Genomic DNA, 22,299 nt, shown 5'->3' on the forward strand with positions numbered 1-22,299 from the left:
TAATTAATTATTATGTACCACGCTGATTAAATCAACTAATGATTTTTACTTAAAGCCTTAAACTCTCTAATGCTGGTTTAAGTTCTGGATAATGAAAACGATAATTATGTTTTAAAAGTTTATCAGGGATCACGAATTGTCCATGAAGTAATAAATCAGACATTTCGCCCATCATTAGCTTTAAAACCCAAGCAGGCATTCTTAGCATTGCTGGTCTTGAAATAACGGAACCCAAGGTTTGACTAAACTCATTATTATCAACAGGGTTAGGCGCTGTTGCATTGATAGGGCCACAGATGTCTTGATGAGACAGTACAAATAAAATGAGCTGGATCATATCATCTATATGTATCCAAGACATGCCTTGCTTACCATGACCTATAGGGCCGCCAAGACCAAATTTGAATGCGGGTAACATTTTATCGAGCGCACCGCCATGTTTTGATAACACCACACCAGTTCTGAGTAGACACACGCGCGTTTTTTCCGATTCAGCTTTGGTTGCTGCGTGCTCCCAATCTCGGCATAGTACGTGGCTAAACTCGGGGTAAATGTCATTAAAGCTTTCATCTATTTTGCAGTCGCCTTGTCGACCATAAAAGCCAATCGCACTGCCAGAAATAAAAGTGTGCGGTGGTGAATTGCAGCGGTTGATTTTTTTTGTGATTTGTTGTGTCAGCTTAATACGACTATCTAATAATTCTCGTTTTTGTGAATCACTCCAGCGCTTATTAACAATAGGCTCACCTGCTAGATTAATGATTGCGTCTATCTGTTCAAAATCGACCTCGTCTAATGACTTAACAGCCACAACTTGGTGAGTAAGCAAGACGGCCGCTTGGATAGGGTTACGAGTAAGAACAGTCACTTTATGATGGTTTAAAAGAAATGGGCACAAATGCTTGCCTATAAGACCTGTTCCACCCGTTAATAATATATGCATTGTGACACCTTAGAAGACAGTTGGTCTATTTTTTATACATAGTGATGATGATATTTGCAAACTATACGTAAAAAGTAGCTGAATCGATTAGTTTTTCATTCAAGCTTGACCATGAATACAATATGAGGCGTTGTGGCTTAATTTTGCGTTATACATTGCTTTATCTGCTAGGTTGATTAACGTTTTCCAATCGTCACTATGATCAGGAGCGAGAGCAACACCAATACTTAAATCGATGTCAAAAGTATGTTGTTCTATTTCAAAACAGACTTCAAAACTCTTTAATAAATGATTAAGCATAGGTTCTATATATTCAATCTTTGAGATGTTTTCTACGATGATGATAAATTCATCTCCACCATAACGGTAGATGGCGTCATCGGCTCGAAAAGTAGAGCTGATACGTTTTGCTGTTTCAATTAACACCTTGTCACCAATACTATGACCATAATTATCGTTTAATTGTTTGAATTTATTTATATCAATAAAAATTAGTGCCAGTTTGTTGTCTACTGAACAAGTATTAATGGCCTGGCGTAAATGGGGTTCTAGGTCTGAGCGGTTAAGAGCACCTGTTAAATGGTCGTGTTTTGCTTGAAAATTTAATCTTTTAGTTCGTTTATGGATGATATTGCTCATACGTTGAAATCGTTTAAGGAGGTGACCTATTTCATCATGCCTGTAAACAATACTTACGTTAGGTTTATCTCCTTTTTCTAATTGTTCAGTAATATGCAGTAATTGCTTTAACGGAATGAAGAGTTTTTTATTAATAAAAACTGCTGAAAAAACGCATAATAAAATAAGCAGTGGAATTTGAATTGAAATTAGATACGTTAACAACAAACTGTGTTGTTGAAAATCTGACATCTCTATATCTAACTTTTCACGTTGTATATTTTGAAATTCAGAAATTAATTTGCGAATTTGCTCCATGTACTCTTTCCCTTCGTTGCTTTGTACAACCTCCATTGCTGCTTGGATTGCAGAGGGACTGTTTTGCATCACTAAATTAATAGTTAAATCTAACTCGTCAAACTTTTTATTTATTAAAACATCAAGTTGAGATAGTTTTTCTTGCTGCTCTCGCTGATGTATTGTAATTTTAGTCAGGGTTAAAAAGTGTGTTTTTGCTTTTTTTATACCGTCGTAGTAGGGCGTTAAATAAGATGTATTTTGTGTAAGAAGATAACCACGCTGGCCTGTTTCGGCATGAACTATTTGGGTGTAAAGTTTTTCTGATTCGTCAATTATTTCGTGTGTATGATCAACTGCCTCGTGCTTTTGCCTGCCTTCTTTATCTAAAAGCATAACTAAAACAGTGTTAGTGGTAACCAATAAAAGCAATAGTATTAGTAAAGCTAAAAACTGGGTTCTAAGCGACATAGAAAAACCAACGACAAGAAAGTTATATTTTTTAAGTATAAAGTATTGTTTAAGATGCGGGCTTTTACCAATTTATAATAAAAACAAAGGCTACTAATAATGTTTTTGGGTTGCTAAATGTTATTATCTTAGTTCTATATTCTAAGTTTTAAAGTGTGTAATAGCTATTTTACTGGTATGCTAAAAACTTAAAAATCGCAGCTTAAAAATGACAAGGAGTGACTGTGAACTTTCTGCGCCAATTTCACGATATTGTATCGAATCAGCAAACTAATTTTGATGATAAAGTGGCGCAATTGCTGCATTTTGGCTTAGCGATATTCAATCTTGATTTTGCAATTGTGAGTCGTGTTGAAGAACAAGTATATACAGTTATTCACGTGGTTTCTCCAAACGATGCGATCCCTGTTGGGTCTCAGTTTGATGTAGCAGGAACCTATTGTTCACATACATTAGCTGCAGATAAAGCATTATCATTTAACCATGCATCACAGAGCTACATAGCTGAACACCCTTGCTACAAGAACTTCCAATTAGAATCTTATATTGGTGCGCCTATCCACATTGGTAAAAGCGTGTTTGGTACGGTTAACTTTTCAGCGGCACAATCTACAGCACCATTCACAGAAGAGGCGCATGATTATGTTGAACTTTTTGCTCAATGGTTGGGCAATGAGTTTGCTCGTAATTTATCATCAGAAAAATTAATTAAAAAGAACTCTATGCTTGCACAAGTTGAAGAGGTGGCAAAAATTGGCTCTTGGGAGCTAGATTTAATCACCAATCATCTTTACTGGAGTAAGCAAACTAAAGTTATTCATGAAGTCCCTGAAGATTTCAAGCCCGATCTCGAGAATGCTATTCAATTTTACAAACAAGGCGAAAGCCGCCAAGCCATTGAAAAAGTTGTCAAAGAAGCTATTGAGCAAGGTAAAGATTGGAATATTGAAATTGAATTGATAACAGCTAAAGGCAACCCTATATGGGTATCAACAGTCGGAAAAGCTGAATTTAAAGAGGAGGCGTGTGTTCGGATAATTGGTACTTTTCAAGATGTTACTAAGTCGGTACTGCTACGTGAAGAGCTTAAAAAACAAAAAGCTGATGCAGAACGTACACTTGAAGATAGAAGCATTTTGCTTGCCAAAATAAGCCATGAACTTCGTACTCCGCTCAATGGTATTACAGGCATGTTAACGACTTTGTTGTATGAAAAATCAGAGCAAAAGCGTGAAGAGAAACTCAAAATAGCGTTGCGTAGTGCAGATATTTTGCTGAATATTATTAATGAAGTGTTGGATTTTTCAAAAATTAATCACGGCGAACTTAAGCTTGAACCTAGTCACTTCTTATTGAAAACCATTTTTGTTGATATTGTTTCTTTGTATTCTCCTTTGTATCAACAAAGTAACCTTAGCTTTGATGCGACGATTGATATCAGTGATGAGTGTTGGACATTCAGTGACAATACTCGCATTACACAAATAGTCTCGAACTTGTTGAGTAATGCACTTAAGTTTACTGAGCAAGGTGAGGTAACGTTAACTGCCAGTGCTAAAGAGCTCAATGATAAAGTGCTTCTGTCTTTTAAAGTCACTGATTCAGGGATTGGAATGACTGAAAACTTTATGAAGTCGCTATTTTCACCCTTTACACAAGAGATAAGTAAAGATCGAAAAAAAGGCGGTACAGGGCTTGGCCTAGCAATAGTTAAAGAGCTAATTGATTATATGGGTGGCACAGTTGAGGTGAAGAGCGAACATAGAAAAGGCAGTTGTTTTGAAATTAAACTTCCTCTAGAAAAAGGTCAACCTCAAAGCCATCAACAACAAGATGTAAGTAATATTGATTTTACAACTCTTCCTCTCGCTATTTTGGTCGTTGATGATAATCAGATTAACCGGTTAGTCTTGAAAGCCCATTTAGAAAAATTAGGCTTAACTGCAGACTTTGCATGTGATGGCGTCGATGCGATCAATAAATGCAAACAAAATAACTACAATTTGATATTTATGGATTGCGTAATGCCTGAACTTGACGGTTTAGAAGCAACACGTTATCTGAGAGCTAATGGTATTTGTCCTGAAAATAAAACGTTTATAATTGCATTAACTGCGAATACTTCTGCAGATGATAAAGCCGCCTGTAAAAAAGCGGGGATGGATTTGTTTGTATCAAAGCCTGTTAAAAATACGGCAATTGAACAATCCATTATTGCAGCAAAAGGACATTTAGCGCTTTAAACATAAGGTTTAAAGCAATTTTATACTTATATCCCTAACCCTAACAATACATTGCGATTGCCTAAGTTTAGGCTATCTTCAAATTTAACCTATACTTAATGTATATAAAAATTTGGGGTAATGTAATGAATCATGCTCAAAATCGTCGGCGCTTTTTGAAAACTCTTAGCGTAGGTGCTGCGGTATCAACGTTGGCGTTTAAAGCCCCCTATGTTTTTGCTAAAAAGCAAATCACTTTGCGCGTTATGGGGACACATGTCACATTACAAGAAGAGCTCAGACAACGCGCAATGCGTGAGTTAGGCATTAATGTTGAGTTTACCCCAATGGGCAGTGCTGCTGTACTACAAAAAGCAGCTGCAAACCCAAATTCATTCGATCTCTATGAGCAATGGTCTGATTCAATCAACATACTATGGCAAGCTGGTGCAATACAGCCATTAGATATTGATAGGTTAAACTATTGGCAAGAAATTAACCCTTTGACTAAAACAGGCAAGATTACACCTGAAGCAAGCATAGGAGCCGGAGATTCACCTAACAAGTTACTTTATGTTCAAGCCGATGGCTCCTTGGGAACTACACCTACAAAGCAAATTAGTTTTATGCCTTATGTCCATAATGTTGATTCATTTGGCTACAACACTAATTTTATAGAGCAAGGTATTCCTTATGAAACAGAGTCATGGGCTTGGTTACTTGATGAAAAAAACAAAGGTAAAGTGGCTTTAGTGAATGCTCCCACTATTGGAATCTTTGATGCAGCTTTAGCAGCTCAAGGCAAAGGACTGATGCGTTTCAACGATATTGGCAATATGAGTATTTCTGAAATAGATCAGCTATTTGCAATTCTACTCGAGAAAAAAAGGCAAGGTCATTTCGCTGGCTTTTGGACGTCTGTTCCGCAGTCTGTAGATTTCATGAAAATGAAACGGGTCAATATTCAAAGTATGTTTTCTCCAGGTGTAAGTGCATGTAAAGGACAGGGGATACCTGTTGTCTATGCTTCTCCCAAAGAAGGGTACCGTGCATGGCATGGGGTTATGTGCTTATCTTCAAATACACAAGGGCATGTAAAAGATGCGGCATATGAGTATATGAATTGGTGGTTATCTGGCTATCCTGGAGCATTTATTGCGCGCCAAGGATATTATATTTCTAACCCCGAGCGCAGTCAGCCGCTTATGTCAAAGCCGGAATGGGATTATTGGTATGAAGGAAAAGCTGCATCAATAGACCTGCAAGGTACAGATGGAAAAGTGTCAGTTAAAGCGGGCCAAATGCGAGATGGTGGCAGTTATATAAAGCGTTTTTCGAATATTGCCGTTTGGAATACAGTAATGCCTAATTATGATTACAGCTTAGATAAGTGGTATGAGCTATTAAACTCATAGGGAATTAAATTGATTAATATCATTTCTAAGTCACTGGCAGCTAAAGTATTACTTGCATTAATGCTGGTGATATTAGTCATGGGAATAAGCTTTGTTGTGATGAACAAGCGCCTCAAAACAATTGAAGTGTCTTTCAATGATATTAGCCGTATAAGCAATTATGCAGTAAGCATCTTAAGCATAAACAAAGATATTGTTGAAATGCAAAGAGATATCTCTGTCTATGGCTCGTCTGGAAGTGAAGCTGTTTTTAGTAAAATCATAGAGAATTTCGACAGTGTAAAAAGCCGTTTAAATGAAGTTAACTTGAAATCAGATGAGAGTGATAGCCAAGTATATTTAGACTCTATGTCTGAGTTAATCGACAGATATAGTGATAATTTAGGTGTGCTCACGAAGCGATATGAAATTAGATCAGAGCTCATCGAAGTTGAACTTCCGAGCATTTATTTTGAGGCCGTTACTCATCTTGAAAACCTAAAGAAGCTAGCTGTTTCAAACGAACAAATGTTGATCATCGCCGAAAGCCTCAATATGTGGCATGTGCTACATCGTGATGCCTATCAATTTTTAACTAAAAAAGACTATACAAAACGAACTGCCGTTAATAATGCTTTGCAAGTGTTATCTGGGCTTAATAATGATCTAGCTATGACACAACAAGATGATGTTCAGAGTGAAATTATAAGAACAGCGACATTAGCGAGCACTTATCAGAACGCTTTTTCAAAAGCTATTCAGGCTAATCGCAACTACTTTAGTTTGGTAAATGTTGTAATGGCGGGGGATGCAATCGAGTTTAGTACACTAGCAAATAAGCTAAGAGAGAATTCTTTAGCCCATTTGAATCAGATCAAAAAAGACGCGGAAATCACAGTTTCTAAAACCGAAAAAATATTAAAAGCACTGGCGGCTGTCGTGTTTATTTATGTGTTAGCGCTTGCCGCTTTTTTTCATCTACAAATATCTCAAGCCATCAAGAGGCTCACTGTCAGTTTTCAACGCTTTTTAGAAGGGGATTTATCGGCACCAATACATGATTTAAACCGTAAAGATGAAATTGGAGTTCTTGCAAGCGCAGCAGATAGCTTTCGTATTTTAAGTCGTGATCTTTCTGAAGCAAAAAAAGTTGCAGAGCACACGACAAAAGTAAAATCAGAGTTTCTCGCCAATATGAGTCATGAAATAAGAACTCCTATGAATGGTATTTTAGGAATGGCTCGACAATTGAGTAGAACAACACTCACTACAGAACAGGCAAAGATGCTTGCTATTATTCAGTCTTCTGGTTCGAGTTTATTAGTGATTATTAATGATATTTTGGATTTAAGTAAAATAGAGGCTTCTAAAATTGAGCTAGAATCTCAACCAATTAAGTTAAGCAGTATGTTAGATGAACTCCAGCATCTATTTTTAGAACAAGCACATAGCAAGAATATTCAATTTAATATTGAAACAAGCCCTGATGGCAAAGAGGCCATCTTCTTAGGAGATGAAACGCGTTTGAAACAAGTACTAATTAATTTACTTGGTAACGCAATTAAATTTACAGAGCGGGGTAATGTGACGTTGAGTGTTGAAATTGCTCAACGTAATGATGAATTTAGCTTAACGTTTAACGTAATAGATACTGGGATTGGTATAGTCAAAGAGCACATGAGTAATTTATTTGAAGCCTTTTCACAAGCTGATGCCTCAATTACACGTCGCTTTGGTGGTACAGGGTTAGGTTTGGCTATTTCGAGTAAGTTACTCAATTTGATGGGCACAACTTTACATGTTGAAAGTGAAGCTGGTGTTGGTTCACGTTTTTATTTTCAGATGGTAGCAAAACAGAGCTTTAAGCATGCTGATATAAAAGAGGTAACGCTGATGAAATTTCCAGATGAGTCTTTTGATTTCTCAAGACTAAATGTTCTGATTGTTGAAGACAATGAAATCAATCAGGTCGTTATCGAAGCGATGCTAAATGAATTTAATATTAGCTCAATAAAAATAGCAAATGATGGCGAACAAGCCATATTACAATGTGAGAAACAGTTATTTGATATTATTTTCATGGACATGCAAATGCCTGTTTTAGATGGCCCTCAGGCAACAATAAAAATACGCGAGAAAGAAGCCTTTAAATCAACACCTATCATTGCATTGACTGCTAATGTATTAAGTGCAGATAAGCAGCGCTGTTTTGATGCTGGGATGAATGATTTCATTGCTAAACCAATAAAGTATGAATCTCTAAAAGAGGTATTGTTAAAGTGGTGCACACCAGCAGATGACAGCCAAGAGGAGCATTATACCTGCTCAAAGTGAGCCTATGTGTATACAGTAAAATACGAATGTATTGTTTTCGATTTGTTTGTGCTTTTATATAAATTAAGTTGCAGAGTACAACGACAATAATCCCAAGCTAATCATTTCAACTCGTATAAAAAGTCCGTATAATCCACGCCGAACTTTTTACTATGAAACATGGCTTAGCAAAGCCTGTATGAGCAGAGCAAATGAATCAAACTGATACTAGAAAAGAAACTCTTGAATTTAATAAACTTCAAAAGCGTCTAAGAAGGCATGTTGGTAACGCGATTACTGATTACAACATGATTGAAGACGGTGATGTTGTTATGGCGTGTATCAGTGGTGGTAAAGATTCTTTTGCGATGCTAGATATTTTGCTTAATTTACAAAAAGCAGCGCCAATTAAATTTGAAGTGATTGCGGTAAACCTTGATCAGAAGCAGCCAGGCTTTCCTGAGCACATTTTGCCTGATTACTTTGAAACGCTAAATATCCCGTATTACATCGTTGATAAAGATACCTACTCACTAGTAAAGGAAAAAGTACCAGAAGGTAAGACGACGTGTGGTCTGTGTTCACGACTTCGTCGCGGCACACTTTATTCATTCGCAGAAAAAATTGGCGCGACAAAACTAGCACTTGGTCATCACATGGATGACATTGTTGAGACAATGTTCTTAAATATGTTTCATGGTTCACGATTAAAAGCGATGCCACCAAAATTACGCTCTGATGATGAACGTAACGTAGTCATTCGTCCGTTGTCATATTGCCGTGAGAAAGATTTAATTAAATACGCCGAGCATAAAGATTTCCCGATTATTCCTTGTAACTTGTGTGGCTCGCAAGAAAACCTTCAGCGTCAATCAATTAAAGCCATGCTGACAGAGTGGGATAAGAAAACTCCGGGTCGTGTTGAAAGTATTTTTAAGTCTTTACAGAATGTTAGCCCAAGTCAGCTTGCAGACAGAAACTTATTTGATTTTGAAAACTTACCACTTGATAGAGAAGGCAATCGTGAAAGCTATGACTTTAGCGAGGCGGTGGTCTCATCGACAAACATTGATGAATCATTATTTATCGATGTAACAAATATATAAAAACCCTCAAACTGTATATAAAAAAAGCCCCGAACTGGGGCTTTTTTAATGCATTTTAAAAATGTTATTTAGCAAGAGGGCTGACGTAGCCGTCTGGTTTTAACGCTAATACATCACAATCAAGACTATCAATGACATGCTCTGCAGTGTTACCGACAAGCGCCGCGCTTAACCCCGTGCGACCGACAGTACCAATCACTACTAATTCGCTGTTTAACCGTGCAGCAACATCAGGAATGACATCTTCTGGTAAGCCTTCTTCAATGTGGCAATGAGCTTTATCAATATTAAACCCTTCAGCTAACGAAAGCGTTGATTCAAAGTGATGTTTCTTAACTGATTCGTTATAAACACCCGGGTTAAACTCAGGAATTTCAATAGCAATGTTAACCGGAGTTGCAGGGTATGCATTCACAAGGTTAAGAGTGGCATTCGCTAAATCACAAATGAAGCGAGCATCATTAATAATACGTTTGTTAAGTTCAAGGTGTTGCTCGTTTTCACTTACCGCGTTCACTGCTGCAAGAATATTACCTTGTGCTGGCCACTCTTTTTCTTTAACAAGTAAAACTGGAGCAGGGCACTTGCGAATTAGGTGCCAGTCAGTTGGTGTGAAGATAACTGATTTAAGCGTATCGTGTTGATGGGTACCTTTTACGACTAAATCATAGCCGTCATTAATAACAGTATTAATGATTGCCTCGTAAGGACGGTTATGCCAAACAACACAGCTATCAATGGTAAGCTCAGGATAAAGTGCAATTTGCTCGTCTAGCCATGCTTGGCGATCTTTGATTACCGCCTCACGCATCGCTTCACGCTCATCAGCAGAAAGCATCGTGGTCATTTCGTAAGAGAAGTCGTAGATACTGAGGAAAGCGGTGATGGTCGCGCCAGATTTTTTGGCTAGATCAATTGAGCGACTTAAACTGTGTTGCTGCTCTTTGGTTGGGTCTATAACTGCTAAAATTCGTTTAATTGCGTCCATGTGCTGCTCCTTAACTGTTCCGCAAAAAGTAGTACTTTGAGTGTAACCTAAATTTAGAACAGTTAAAGGGGCAAACAATAGAAAGTTGCTTTAAATCAAACTCTACTTACATTTAATCGCTGCTGTTGTTGCAAGTGCTTGCTGGTCCAAAATGGTGATAAATTTACCTTCAACCTTAATAAAACCAGCTTTTTGGAAGCGGCTTAAAAGGCGACTAATTGTTTCAACAGTAAGGCCTAAATAGTTACCGATCTCGCCACGTGTCATGGTTAAACGGAATTCTTTACGCGAAAAACCGCGCTCACCGAAACGCTCTGCAAGATTATAGATAAAACTCGCTAGGCGCTCTTCAGCTGACTTTTTATTGAGTAACAATAACATTTCTTGGTCATAGTTAATTTCATTACTCATTAAACGCATAATTTGTTGGCGTAGCTTTGGTAATTTACCTGCTAAATCATCGAGGGTATCGAATGGAATTTCACATACCATTGAGGTTTCAAGTGCTTGCGAGAAGCTTTGATGAGCCATTTTGTTAATTGCATCGAAACCGACTAAATCACCAGCTAAATGAAAACCAGTAATTTGCTCATCGCCTTGCTCAGATAACGTGTAAGATTTAAACGAACCTGAGCGTACCGCATATATCGCATTTAAGCTTTCACCAGACTCAAATAAAAAGTCACCTTTGTGCAGTGGTTTTTTGCGCTCGATGATTTCATCGAGACGATCCATTTCTTGACCGTTTAATGAAAATGGCAAACATAGCTGGCTAATACTGCAATTATTACAGCTAATTGTGCATAAGCCTTTTGACTTGTTTTGTGAGAAGTCCATACATCAAATCCATTCAAATAAGTTAACAACGCGTAAGATTAATGAACTAGCTTATCGGTTGCTATAATTAATAAGTATATACCGTACCATATTATTACGCTGCCTAGAATAACCCTAGTCCAAACATGGTTGAAAATAGCGTGTATTTTTTGACTGACTAGACCTACGCTTATCATCGCAGGAAAGGTTCCTAACGCGAAAAATAACATTACTCCAGCCCCATGTAGTGCTGATGGACTGGTGAGAGCCCAAGTCAGTGCTGAATAAACTAATCCGCAGGGCAACCAACCCCATAAAGCGCCATAGAGTAGGGCTTTAGGTGTTGTATCGACCGGTAATAAATAACGATTGAGCTTAGCTAAATGCTGCCATACTAGGGTTTTTCCTAGTTTTTCTAACCACTGTAGGGTCGCCGCTAAGCGCATAATATAAACCCCAACGAGGAGCATAAAAATACCACTTAAAAACGATAATGCTATAGAAATAGTGGTATTTTGCGCTGCAAAACGGCTGCTAATTCCAGCGACTAAGGCACCAGCAATCATGTAACTAAGCGCACGTCCCAGATTATAAGCAACAGAAAAACTGACTGCGCGGTTTTTGTTAGCAGCAAGTTGTAAACTACTGGCAATGCCACCACACATAGCTAGACAGTGACCACTGCCTAGCAAACCCATTACAAATGCACTAATAAACAGCGGATCAATCATTACTTTTGTTGTGCTGCTCTTTATCGTCTTCGAACAGGATACTGTGGCCCTGTTTGTTTAAATCAGAAAATTGTTCGCTCTTTACAGCCCAAAAGAACACCCCAATAGCAATTAGCACAAATAATATGGCAATCGGGATAAGCATGTAGATGATACTCATAGTTTTAATAACCTTAATGAGTTGGTAATAACCAAAATGGAGCTTGCAGACATACCGATGACGGCCATCCAAGGAGCAACAAGCCCAAGGGCTGCCAGTGGTAAAATCGAACCATTGTAAATAAGTGATAGTGCCAAGTTTTGCTTAACAATACGGCGCGTCTTTTTCGACACTGTGAGCAAATGCTCGATGGCGGTTAGATCACTATTGAGTAATACCACATCAGCACTGTTTTTGGAAATATCAGCGCCTGTTTCCATTGCAATAGATAAATGGGCACTGGCAAATACTGGGCTATCATTGACTCCATCACCCACCATGGCAACGATGGCGCCTTTGTTTGCGAGTGCTTCAACATGAGTTTGTTTGTCGCGAGGGCTACATGCTGCATGCACGGTATCTAAATTTAACTGTTTTGCGATTCGCTCACCACTGTTTGATGCATCACCCGTTAACATGTGACACTTTATTTGTTGAGAGTGCAGCTCTGTGATTAGTTTTTCTGCGTTGTTACGTAAGCTATCGGCGAGATAAAAGCGCGCAACTACTTGTTTATCGACATACAAGGTTGCTTGTGCATCTGCTTTTTCGGTATCAAACCAGCCGCTTTTACCTATCGCTAGGTGCTGTTTATTAAGCTCTGCTGTAATACCTTTACCCGGTTCGATTGTGACATTTTCGATAGGGTTAACCGTGTCGTTGTAAGTTGCAAACGCATTAGCAATTGGGTGTTCTGAGAAGCTTTCAAGTTGCGCTGCTAATCGTAATGCATCAGCTTCACTATAATGGCTGCTGACCATTTCAACACGCTCAATAGTGAAACGACCCTGCGTTAAAGTACCTGTTTTATCGAAGGCGATATCTGTTAATTGTGGTAGCGTTTCTAAAACATGGGCTTGTTTAATTAAAATGCCACGCTTTGTAAGGCTGGCTACGGCACAGGTTAGGGCAGTTGGAATCGCTAAACTAAGGGCGCAAGGGCAGGTTGCAACAAGCACCGAAATAGTAACCCAAAAAGCATGCTCAGGGTCTATTTGATACCAGCCAATCGCTGTAATGGAGGCAAACAGTAATAAACACGCAACAAACCACTGCGCGACTTTATCTGTAATCTCAACTAATCGAGGGCGTTTGGTTAATGCTGTGTGTTGTAACTTAATAATTTGATTAAGCAGCGTATTTTGGCCGATTTTGTTGATCTCAATACTGATCACGCCATCGTGGTTAATAGTACCAGCGTAAACCTGATGGCTGATAAATTTATTAACTGGCTGATGCTCGCCTGTCATCATGGCTTCATCAACAGTTGTTTTACCTTTGATCACAACACCATCAGCAGGAATGGTTTCGCCTGCTTTAATTAAAACAACATCGCCTAATTTAAGCTTTTTAGCCGCAATAATTGATTCTTGATTATCGCTATTGATAATTCGTGCAGTTAAAGGCAAAAGTTTTTGTAAGTTAGCAGTAAATTCACTGGCTTTTAAACGGGCTCTAAATTCTAAATATTTACCCAGTAATAATAAGAAGGTAAACATACAGATAGATTCAAAATAAACTTCGCCAACCGACATTAATGTGGCATAGCAGCTCGCACCATAAGCACCAAAAATCGCTAAAGATACGGGTAAGTCCATATTGAGCTGTTTGGCTTTTAAACCATTAATTGCATTGGTTAAGAACGGCAGGGCGCTGTATAAAATAACCGGCGAAGCAAGAACTAAGCTTATCCAGCGGAAATACTGTTCAAAGTTTTCTTCCATGCCCGAGAACATGCCAAAATACATGGCAAAAGCGAACATCATTACTTGCATAGTCATCAGACCTGCAACACCTAATCGGCGGATATAGGCTTTAGCGGCTTGTTGTTTTTGACTCGCTTCAAGATCAGCCTGAAACGGGTAAGCTTTATAGCCGATTTCGTGTAATGAGGTGATAATTTGGCTAAGTGGAGTAACCGATTTATCCCATTGGATCATCGCACGATTAGTCGATGTATTTACATCCACACGCTTAATTGCTTTTAAATTGAGTAATTGTTTCTCGATTAACCAAGCACAGGCAGCACAGGTGATACCTTCGACGGTAAGAAGCACTTCTGATAAGTCATTTGTGGCTGAAATAAACTCATCTTGTATATCTTCGTTATCGTAACTCTTAATTAACTCAAGCTGCTCTGGAACAAGTTGTTCTACTTTACCAGAGCGCACAGTTCTAAACTTATAGTAATCGGTCATGCCTTGGGCGACGATATTCTCAGCAACCGTTTGGCAACCAATACAACACATAGGTTGTGCCTTACCGTCTATTTCGACAGTCGCATTAAAGCCTTTTGGCACACTTTCAAGACAATGAAAGCAATTATCGGACATTTGAGTTTACTACTTATATTCAGGGCTAATCGAAATTGTTTTATCAGTAGGAAGAGTAATGTCTTCTTTTAACTTCCAACTATTATCGATAGGTTCAATAAACACTGTGTATGCACCGTCAACGTGAGTGTCGAGTAGGGCTGTAAAGTCACCATGAGCGTTTTTCATTAAACTAACATTGAAGTCGTTGGCTTTAATGGTGCGATGATAAAATGACATTTTTAAAGAGTGAACTTGGCTTGCATCACCTTTAGTAAACTTAAAGCTAACTTTATCATCAGTTACGTCTAAATCACCATGTAGATATAGTGCTTTGGCTTTATTGAATTTACTGAGTTCAAGGTTAATTGCCTTGCCTTTTTTATAGTAGTCATCAACAACCATATCAGGGCCATTGCCAATAGCCATATAAATTAGACCAAAACAGCCGATAATTGCAGCAAGCGGGAAGGAGATTAAAAACCATGGCCAAAAGTTTTTATACCAAGGAGTCGGTTTCATAGTACTTATACCTTAAAAAATGTTGTACGCATTTTATCGGATCTAAAAGCAAAAGACTAAAAAAAAGCCTCCAGATGGAGGCTTTTTTGATCTTAATTAATCTATTGAATTAAAAGATTAATTGTTTATACATTTTATTAACGACGTGGTTATTTATCTTGCGATAAGCTGTAAACGTACGCTGTTAATAGGTGTACTTTATCTTCACCTAGAATGTCCTTCCATGCTGGCATTACACCTGCACGGCCATTTCTAAGTGTTTCTTCAACAGCACGTTTAGAGCCACCATACAACCAGATGTTATCAGTTAGGTTAGGTGCACCAAATGGTAAGTTATGTGCAACTGAACCTTTACCGTCAGCACCGTGACACGCTGCACACATTGCGAACTTCGCAGCACCTGCTTCGGCATCTTTTTGGTTTACAGTACGGCCAGATAAGCTTAGTACGTGAGCAGTCATTTCTTTAATACCTTGCTCACCAAGTGCATCACCCCAAGGTGGCATCGCAGCAACACGACCATAAAGAAGTGTTTCTTTGATTTTGTCTGGCGTACCACCATATAACCAATCTTTATCAGTTAGGTTAGGGAAGCCTAAACCACCACGTGCATCTGAACCATGACACTGAGCACAGTTTTGAGAGAATAAACGTTGACCAATCTCAAGCGCTTTTTCGTCTTTTACAAGTGCTTCAATATCTTGTTTCGCGTACGACTCAAAGATTGGGCCAAAACGCTCATCTGCTGCAATAAACTCTTGGTCTAATTGAACGTTCTCACCATTAGCTAATGCTTGTTCAGTTGCTTCTTTAGACTCAGCTAGAGAAGTAATACCTTGGTTAGAACTTGTCCATTTACCTAAACCTTCCCAATTACCTAAACCTGGGTAAGCTGCAAGGTAATAAACAGACCATACAAATGTCGCGAAGAACATGTAAGTCCACCATTTTGGTAGTGGGTTGTTTAGTTCTTCAATGCCATCAAATTCGTGACCACAGCTTTCGCCTTCTTTAACACCTGTGTAGTTTTTCAAGTTCCACAGAAGTAGGCCGAAGATGATAGCAAGACACGCAAGGGTTAATACAATAACCCATATACTCCAAAAGCTAGTCATTTCTCAGACTCCTTTTCCTCGTTAGAGATTGTGTTGTTGTGTTTTTTTTCATCTTCAAATATGGCATTAGCAGCATTATCAAATCGACTTTTGCTACGCTTGCTGTATGCCCATACAACAATCACAATAAACAGTACTAAAATTACCAGAGTTAAAATGCCTCTGTATGTTCCGTAATCCATAATAATTACTTCAAGTGTGTGCCAAGCTGTTGTAAGTAAGCGATAAGAGCTTGCATTTCAGTCGCGCCTTTACCATCGTTCATGGCTTCAATTTTCGCAATGTCAGCTTTTAACTCTTCGTCGCTACCATAACCTTTACCGTCGTAACGGTCGCTTGATTTATCAATTCCGAAGCTATCACGGAATATTTGAAGCTTTTTAAGAGTATGGGTTGTATCGACTCTGTTTTCATCTAACCAAGGAAACGCTGGCATGTTTGACTCAGGAACCACAGCACGTGGGTCCATTAAGTGAGCATGGTGCCAATCGTCTGAGTAACGCTCACCAACACGAGCTAGGTCAGGACCAGTACGCTTAGAACCCCATTGGAATGGGTGATCCCATACTGACTCACCAGCTACAGAGTAGTGACCATAACGCTCAACCTCGTCACGGAAAGGACGAATCATTTGTGAGTGACAGTTGTAACAACCTTCACGTACATAGATATCGCGGCCTTCCATTTCTAACGCTGTAAGAGGGCGTAAGCCATCAACAGGTTTAGTCGTATCGTCTTGGAACATAAGTGGTGTAATCTCTACCAATGCACCAAAGCTGATAGCAAAAACAGTCAAGATAGCCATAAGGCCAACGTTCTTTTCGACTATTTCGTGTTTGTTTTGTGAATTATTATTGCTCATCGTGCTACTCCATTATGCTAATTGTGCGTCAGCGTCTAATTGAAGCGAATCTTTCTTCGCAGCAATAGTACGATAAACGTTGTAAGCCATAATTAGCATACCTGTTACGATGAAAACACCGCCTAGGAAACGCATGATATAGAACGGATACGAAGCTTCTAATGACTGTACAAAGCTGTACATTAACGTACCGTCTGAGTTCACTGCACGCCACATTAGACCTTGCATTACACCTGAGATCCACATTGCTACGATGTATAGAACAACACCCACAGTGTGTAACCAGAAATGCGTGTTAACTAGTTTAACACTGTACATACGGCCTTGTGAGAATAGTGCAGGGATTAGGTGATAGATAGCACCGATAGAAATCATTGCAACCCAACCTAGTGCACCTGAGTGTACGTGACCTACAGTCCAGTCAGTGTAGTGTGAAAGCGCATTAACAGACTTAATAGCCATCATTGGGCCTTCGAACGTAGACATACCGTAGAAAGATAGAGAAACAACTAAGAAACGAAGTACTGGGTCAGTACGTAGTTTATGCCATGCACCTGATAACGTCATGATACCGTTGATCATACCACCCCAAGATGGAACGAATAGGATAACTGACATAACCATACCTAAGCTTTGCGTCCAGTCTGGAAGCGCAGTGTAGTGTAGGTGGTGAGGACCTGCCCAGATATATAAAGAAACAAGTGCCCAGAAGTGAACTACCGATAAACGGTAAGAGTAAACAGGGCGACCTGCTTGTTTTGGTACGAAGTAGTACATCATACCTAAGAAACCAGCAGTTAATAAGAAACCAACAGCGTTGTGACCGTACCACCACTGAACCATTGCATCTACAGCACCTGCGTAGATAGAGTATGATTTAGTAAGTGAAACTGGAATTGCCATGCTGTTTACAATGTGTAAAACGGCAACAGTAATAATGAAACCAGCGTAGAACCAGTTCGCAACATAGATGTGCGATACTTTACGCTTGATTAGCGTACCGAAGAATACAACTGCGTATGTAACCCAAACAACGGCGATAAGAATATCGATTGGCCATTCAAGTTCTGCGTATTCTTTTGAGCTTGTGATACCTAAAGGTAAGGTGATCGCTGCAAGTACGATAACAAGTTGCCAACCCCAGAAGGTGAAGGCTGCTAGTTTATCTGAGAAAAGGCGCGTTTGACACGTACGTTGTACGACGTAATAAGACGTCGCAAAAAGAGCACTTGTACCAAATGCGAAAATTACTGCGTTCGTATGTAACGGACGTAGTCGAGAGTAAGTTAACCATGGTGTATCAAAGTTAAGTGCTGGCCAAGCTAATTGGGCAGCAATCAGAACCCCAACACTCATGCCAACGATGCCCCAAATCACTGTCATAATAGCGAATTGGCGTACAACTTTATAATTGTACTCAGTTTGTGATGCTACTGTTTGGCTCATTTTCTGGCTTCCGCTGCAATTAATGCGTTTTAGAAATGAATTACCCACTTGATAAAAGTGGGGCCTACTATTACTTCACAAGTGTGTTACCTAAAGCTAGCTAAAAGGTGTTAGCTTCAGAAAACAAACTCGAGAAACCCTTATTTTTGCGATGGAAATGATAAAATTTTTGACCTAAAAAAGATAGGTCAATTGCATAAAATTATGACATCAATCAATTTTTGATGTTTTGTTGGTTATTTTTTGTCAGTGATTGTATTTTTATTAGCTTATTCCATCGAGCATAGTTGTCTTTTATCTATGACCTGACTAGTATCCGCTTTTATTTTATACAGGCAAAGAAAGTGAGAATTAGTTTACTCCCAGTTTTCCTGATCAGTATTTTTACTGCTGCGTGTGATTACCAAAGTATAGAAGAGGGTAGCGCAAGTACAAGCTGTGAAAATAATAGCCGATGTCAATTTACTAATAATGTAGAAGTTTGGTTAAGTAATTCTAAAGTTAGCCCAGAAACCCCTTTTACAATTAACTTGAAGTTGCCAGATGATGCCAAAAATCCCTCAGCTAAACTTGAAGGTGTATCTATGTATATGGGGTTCATCCCAGTTCAGTTTACTAACACTGAACAAATATGGACTGCTAATACAATGGTAGGGGCGTGTTCAGAACCCGTCATGACATGGAAGATGACCGTGACCTATCAAGATGCTAGTAACAAAACACACACGCTTTTTTATTATTTCGATTCTATCCAACCTTAATATCGCAACATTTATATGTGTATCACCAAGTAACTGTTTATTTGACTAAGTGATACACACCATCAAATTAGTTTTCCTACAAATCGACGCCATTTAACTAACTTATTCCAAGAAAACCACAAAGTTTTGGAACAAATCTAAAAAAACGTCCTCCAATACAGCGATTAACCGACTAACTTTGTCTAATTAGTTAATTTTAGTGAATAACTATGGTTAGCAGTCTTACCAAGCTTTTACGGTTTTTATAACGATGTGTGATCAAGTTGTAAAAATTTCATTTGTAGCCTCAATACGGCCCTAGTTACACTTGATTACAAAGTTCGTGCAATTGATTTCAATCGTATTTTTTTTGGTTGTAAAGTATTGTAGAAATCTGATTTTATAGTGTTTTTTTCTGTTAACATTGATACATCGTGAAACCTTATTACCCCAATTGGAAACTAGAAATTTAGGCTGTTTTTTTATTGTTCTATCATTCAGTTTTCGTTCAGTTAACTGAGCCTAAGTTGCCTGCCGCTGACTCGTGATTCGAATAATAACGAGCGCTACCTAACTAAGGTAAATTTCCAACAAGTAGGGTTTTCACATGAAAAAATCAATTCTTGGTTTAGCTGTTGTATCAGCAATCCCAATGTTCTCAAGCATGCAAGTATTAGCTGCTGAAGATGCGGCAGATTCAATCGAAAAGATTCAAGTTACAGGTTCTCGCATTAAGCGTACCGATATGGAGACGTCTAGTCCTGTAACATTAATTGGTGCAGATGACATCAAAGCAATGGGTGCATCAAGCATCGATGGCGTTTTACAAAAAATGACTGCAGCAAGCGGTGCAATGACCAACCCTGCTGTTAACAACGGTTCAGGTGGTAACGCACGTGTTGACCTACGTGGTCTTGGTGCACAACGTACTCTAGTACTAGTAAATGGTCGTCGTATGATCAACTCTGGTACTGGTGCTGCATCTACTGTTGACTTAAATACAATCCCAGTATCAATGATTAAGCAAGTTGAAGTACTAAAAGACGGCGCATCTGCTGTATACGGTACTGACGCGGTAGCGGGTGTTGTTAACATCATCTTAAAAGACGACTTCGAAGGTCTAGACATGAACCTTAACGGTGCTATCACTGGTGAAGGCGATGCAGACGAAACGTCTTTCGATATCACAATGGGTTCAAGCTTTGACCGTGGTAACGTTGTAATCGGTTTACAATACACTGACCGTGGTGATGCTTCTCAAGCAGATCGTGATTTCTCTGATTGTCCTATCGAAGAAGATTACGACAACGGTAGCTTCTACTGTGGTGGTTCTTCTTATACACCTTTCGGCCACGTTTGGGCTGAAAATGCAGACCTTCAAGGTCAAGCAGATGGTGGTTGGCATGATTTCACTGCTGCTGGTGATGCATACAACTACTCAGCAACAAGCTACCTATACACGCCAATGCGTCGTTTAAACCTTACAGGTATCGGCCACTTTGACGTAACTGATGAAACGCGTCTAGTGTCTGAATTCACTTACTCTAAGCGTTGGTCAACTCAACAAATGGCTCCACAGCCAGTATGGTTTGACTTCAAATACGATGCAGAAACTATGGGTGATTCACTTCTTTCTCATGGTGTTGCTGACGGAGAAGACATCTCTTACGGTCGTCGTATGACAGACGTAGGTCCTCGTGGTTATGAGCAAGTAGTTGACACAGTACGCGCAGTAATCGGTCTAGACGGTTCATTCGACAACGGTTGGGGCTGGGATACTTCAGTAGTATTCGGTCGTAACGATTCAGTTGACCGTGCAACAAACCTTCTAAACATGGGTTCAATCCAAGATGCAATCGGTGAAGGTGAGTTTAACCCACTAAACCAAGCTGACTGGTCTGCTGGCAACCTTGCACAGTACAACTACACTGAAAACAACTCAGGTGGTAGCCAATTATTAGTTCTTTCAGCTGGCCTTAATGGTGAAGTAATGGAACTTCCTGCTGGTTACGTTGGTTTCGCAGCGGGTATCGAACGTCGTGAAGAAAAAGCATGGTACGTTCCAGATTCACTAACTTCACAAGGTCTTGCAAATGACCCACGTGTTGAACCAACAGGTGGTCGTTTCGACGTTAACGAAGCATACGTAGAATTTGCTGTTCCACTTCTAGCTGATGCACCATTTGCACAAATGGTTGACTTAAGCGCAGCTGTACGTGCATTTGATTACAGCACATTTGGTTCAGATGAGACTTGGAAACTAGGTTTAACTTGGCGTGTAAACGACGAACTAATGCTACGTGCTGTTCGTTCAACTGCATTCCGTGCTCCTACAGTATCTGAGCTTTACCAAGGTAAATCACCTTCATTCGAACAAGTTAACTTCCCTGGCGCTCAAGACCAAGCTGAAGTAACTGTGGGTGGTAATGACCAATTAACGCCAGAGCTTGCTGATACAGTAACAGCTGGTTTCGTATACGCTCCAGAGTGGTTAGATGGTTTCTCAATGACTGTTGACTACTATGAAATCGAAATCGAAAACTCAATTTCAAGCGTAAACAACCAATACATCGTTGAGAACTGTCTTGACGCTGCTACAGGTTCATACAAAAACCAAGATACTGCACTTTGTCAGTCTTCTGCAATCAACTTCAACCAAAGCACTGGTCGTATTAGCTTCAACAACCAATTACAAAACATTGGTAACGAATCGACTAAAGGTTACGACGTAAACTTCAAGTATGCATTTGAAGCTGCAGGTCTTAACTGGCGCACAGGTCTTGATGTAACTATCCTTGATGAGTACATCGTTGATTCAGGCACAAGCACAATCGATTACACAGGTCTTGTAACTTCTGGTATCGGTAGCTACGCGAAAGTTAAGTCTAACTTCACTCTTAACGCGTCTGGCGACAACTGGGATGCACAATACCAAGCACGTATGATCGACGGCCTAGACAGCTATGCATGTCTTGCTGACGACAGCGAGTGTCTAGTACCAAGCGTTGGTACTGTTGTATACCACGACATCAGTGGTTCATACATCATGAACGACACAGTGTCATTCTCTGCAGGTGTTAACAACTTATTCGATAAGCAAGCACCTTACTACTCAGGTAACAATGACTCAAACACTGACCCGTACACATACGATGTACTAGGTCGTCGTTTCTTCGCTGGTGTGAACGTTAAGTTCTAATCTAG

18 protein-coding genes are annotated in these 22,299 nt (G+C 39.3%); 6 read left to right on the forward strand and 12 right to left on the reverse strand.

Annotated elements, in window-relative coordinates:
* Positions 1–49 precede the first annotated feature (49 nt).
* Positions 50–943, reverse strand: coding sequence for a TIGR01777 family oxidoreductase (locus tag L1267_RS05880; protein ID WP_235382349.1), 894 nt, complete (start codon positions 941–943; stop codon positions 50–52).
* Positions 944–1,042: 99 nt separating this feature from the next.
* Entirely contained in the window at positions 1,043–2,329 is a 1,287-nt protein-coding gene (locus L1267_RS05885) for a diguanylate cyclase domain-containing protein (RefSeq protein ID WP_135924285.1), read from the reverse strand.
* Between the two features lie 224 nt (positions 2,330–2,553).
* On the opposite strand from L1267_RS05885, the gene L1267_RS05890 reads away from it, so the two are divergent.
* From L1267_RS05890 to ttcA, 4 genes are all read left to right on the forward strand, one after another.
* Positions 2,554–4,572: a GAF domain-containing hybrid sensor histidine kinase/response regulator gene (locus L1267_RS05890; protein ID WP_235382350.1), complete on the forward strand. Its 2,019-nt coding sequence runs from the start codon at positions 2,554–2,556 to the stop codon at positions 4,570–4,572.
* A gap of 125 nt (positions 4,573–4,697) precedes the next feature.
* Positions 4,698–5,966 carry an ABC transporter substrate-binding protein gene (locus L1267_RS05895; protein WP_235382351.1) on the forward strand — a complete coding sequence of 423 codons (1,269 nt, stop codon included), beginning with the start codon at positions 4,698–4,700 and terminating at the stop codon, positions 5,964–5,966.
* Positions 5,967–5,975: 9 nt separating this feature from the next.
* Positions 5,976–8,279, forward strand: a complete 2,304-nt coding sequence (locus L1267_RS05900) for a hybrid sensor histidine kinase/response regulator (protein ID WP_235382352.1) — start codon at positions 5,976–5,978, stop codon at positions 8,277–8,279.
* A 191-nt stretch (positions 8,280–8,470) separates the two neighbouring features.
* Positions 8,471–9,364 carry a tRNA 2-thiocytidine(32) synthetase TtcA gene (gene ttcA, locus L1267_RS05905; RefSeq protein WP_235382353.1) on the forward strand — a complete coding sequence of 298 codons (894 nt, stop codon included), beginning with the start codon at positions 8,471–8,473 and terminating at the stop codon, positions 9,362–9,364.
* 64 nt (positions 9,365–9,428) lie between these two features.
* On the opposite strand, the gene uspE is transcribed toward ttcA, so the two are convergent.
* The 10 genes from uspE to ccoN form a co-directional block, all read right to left on the reverse strand.
* Positions 9,429–10,352: a universal stress protein UspE gene (gene uspE / locus L1267_RS05910; RefSeq protein WP_135924289.1), complete on the reverse strand. Its 924-nt coding sequence runs from the start codon at positions 10,350–10,352 to the stop codon at positions 9,429–9,431.
* Positions 10,353–10,454: 102 nt separating this feature from the next.
* Positions 10,455–11,189 (reverse strand): FNR family transcription factor, encoded by a 735-nt coding sequence (locus tag L1267_RS05915; RefSeq protein ID WP_135924290.1) that lies wholly within the window; start codon positions 11,187–11,189, stop codon positions 10,455–10,457.
* Positions 11,190–11,227: 38 nt separating this feature from the next.
* Positions 11,228–11,899 (reverse strand): sulfite exporter TauE/SafE family protein, encoded by a 672-nt coding sequence (locus tag L1267_RS05920; protein ID WP_235382354.1) that lies wholly within the window; start codon positions 11,897–11,899, stop codon positions 11,228–11,230.
* Positions 11,892–12,059, reverse strand: a complete 168-nt coding sequence (ccoS, locus tag L1267_RS05925) for a cbb3-type cytochrome oxidase assembly protein CcoS (protein WP_054553052.1) — start codon at positions 12,057–12,059, stop codon at positions 11,892–11,894. The genes L1267_RS05920 and ccoS overlap by 8 nt, the downstream gene beginning before the upstream one ends.
* A complete protein-coding gene (locus L1267_RS05930; protein WP_138558551.1) occupies positions 12,056–14,431 on the reverse strand; it encodes a heavy metal translocating P-type ATPase in 2,376 nt (791 codons plus the stop codon). The genes ccoS and L1267_RS05930 overlap by 4 nt, the downstream gene beginning before the upstream one ends.
* Positions 14,432–14,440: 9 nt before the next feature.
* Entirely contained in the window at positions 14,441–14,932 is a 492-nt protein-coding gene (locus L1267_RS05935; protein ID WP_138558550.1) for a FixH family protein, read from the reverse strand.
* Between the two features lie 149 nt (positions 14,933–15,081).
* Complete coding sequence (gene ccoP, locus L1267_RS05940; RefSeq protein WP_135924294.1) at positions 15,082–16,047, reverse strand: cytochrome-c oxidase, cbb3-type subunit III; 966 nt, start codon at positions 16,045–16,047, stop codon at positions 15,082–15,084.
* Positions 16,044–16,229 (reverse strand): cbb3-type cytochrome oxidase subunit 3, encoded by a 186-nt coding sequence (locus L1267_RS05945; protein WP_054561331.1) that lies wholly within the window; start codon positions 16,227–16,229, stop codon positions 16,044–16,046. The genes ccoP and L1267_RS05945 overlap by 4 nt, the downstream gene beginning before the upstream one ends.
* Positions 16,230–16,234: 5 nt before the next feature.
* Positions 16,235–16,909 carry a cytochrome-c oxidase, cbb3-type subunit II gene (gene ccoO, locus L1267_RS05950; RefSeq protein WP_135924295.1) on the reverse strand — a complete coding sequence of 225 codons (675 nt, stop codon included), beginning with the start codon at positions 16,907–16,909 and terminating at the stop codon, positions 16,235–16,237.
* A gap of 12 nt (positions 16,910–16,921) precedes the next feature.
* Positions 16,922–18,355, reverse strand: coding sequence for a cytochrome-c oxidase, cbb3-type subunit I (gene ccoN / locus L1267_RS05955; protein ID WP_036967883.1), 1,434 nt, complete (start codon positions 18,353–18,355; stop codon positions 16,922–16,924).
* A gap of 344 nt (positions 18,356–18,699) precedes the next feature.
* On the opposite strand from ccoN, the gene L1267_RS05960 reads away from it, so the two are divergent.
* Together L1267_RS05960 and L1267_RS05965 are read left to right on the forward strand one after the other, a co-directional pair.
* On the forward strand, positions 18,700–19,116 hold the full coding sequence (locus tag L1267_RS05960) for a hypothetical protein (RefSeq protein ID WP_235382355.1): 417 nt from the start codon (positions 18,700–18,702) through the stop codon (positions 19,114–19,116).
* Between the two features lie 586 nt (positions 19,117–19,702).
* Positions 19,703–22,294 (forward strand): TonB-dependent receptor, encoded by a 2,592-nt coding sequence (locus L1267_RS05965; protein ID WP_135924297.1) that lies wholly within the window; start codon positions 19,703–19,705, stop codon positions 22,292–22,294.
* Positions 22,295–22,299: the final 5 nt, after the last annotated feature.

The organism is Pseudoalteromonas sp. OFAV1, assembly GCF_021532595.1.
Taxonomy (GTDB): Bacteria; Pseudomonadota; Gammaproteobacteria; order Enterobacterales; family Alteromonadaceae; genus Pseudoalteromonas; species Pseudoalteromonas lipolytica_C.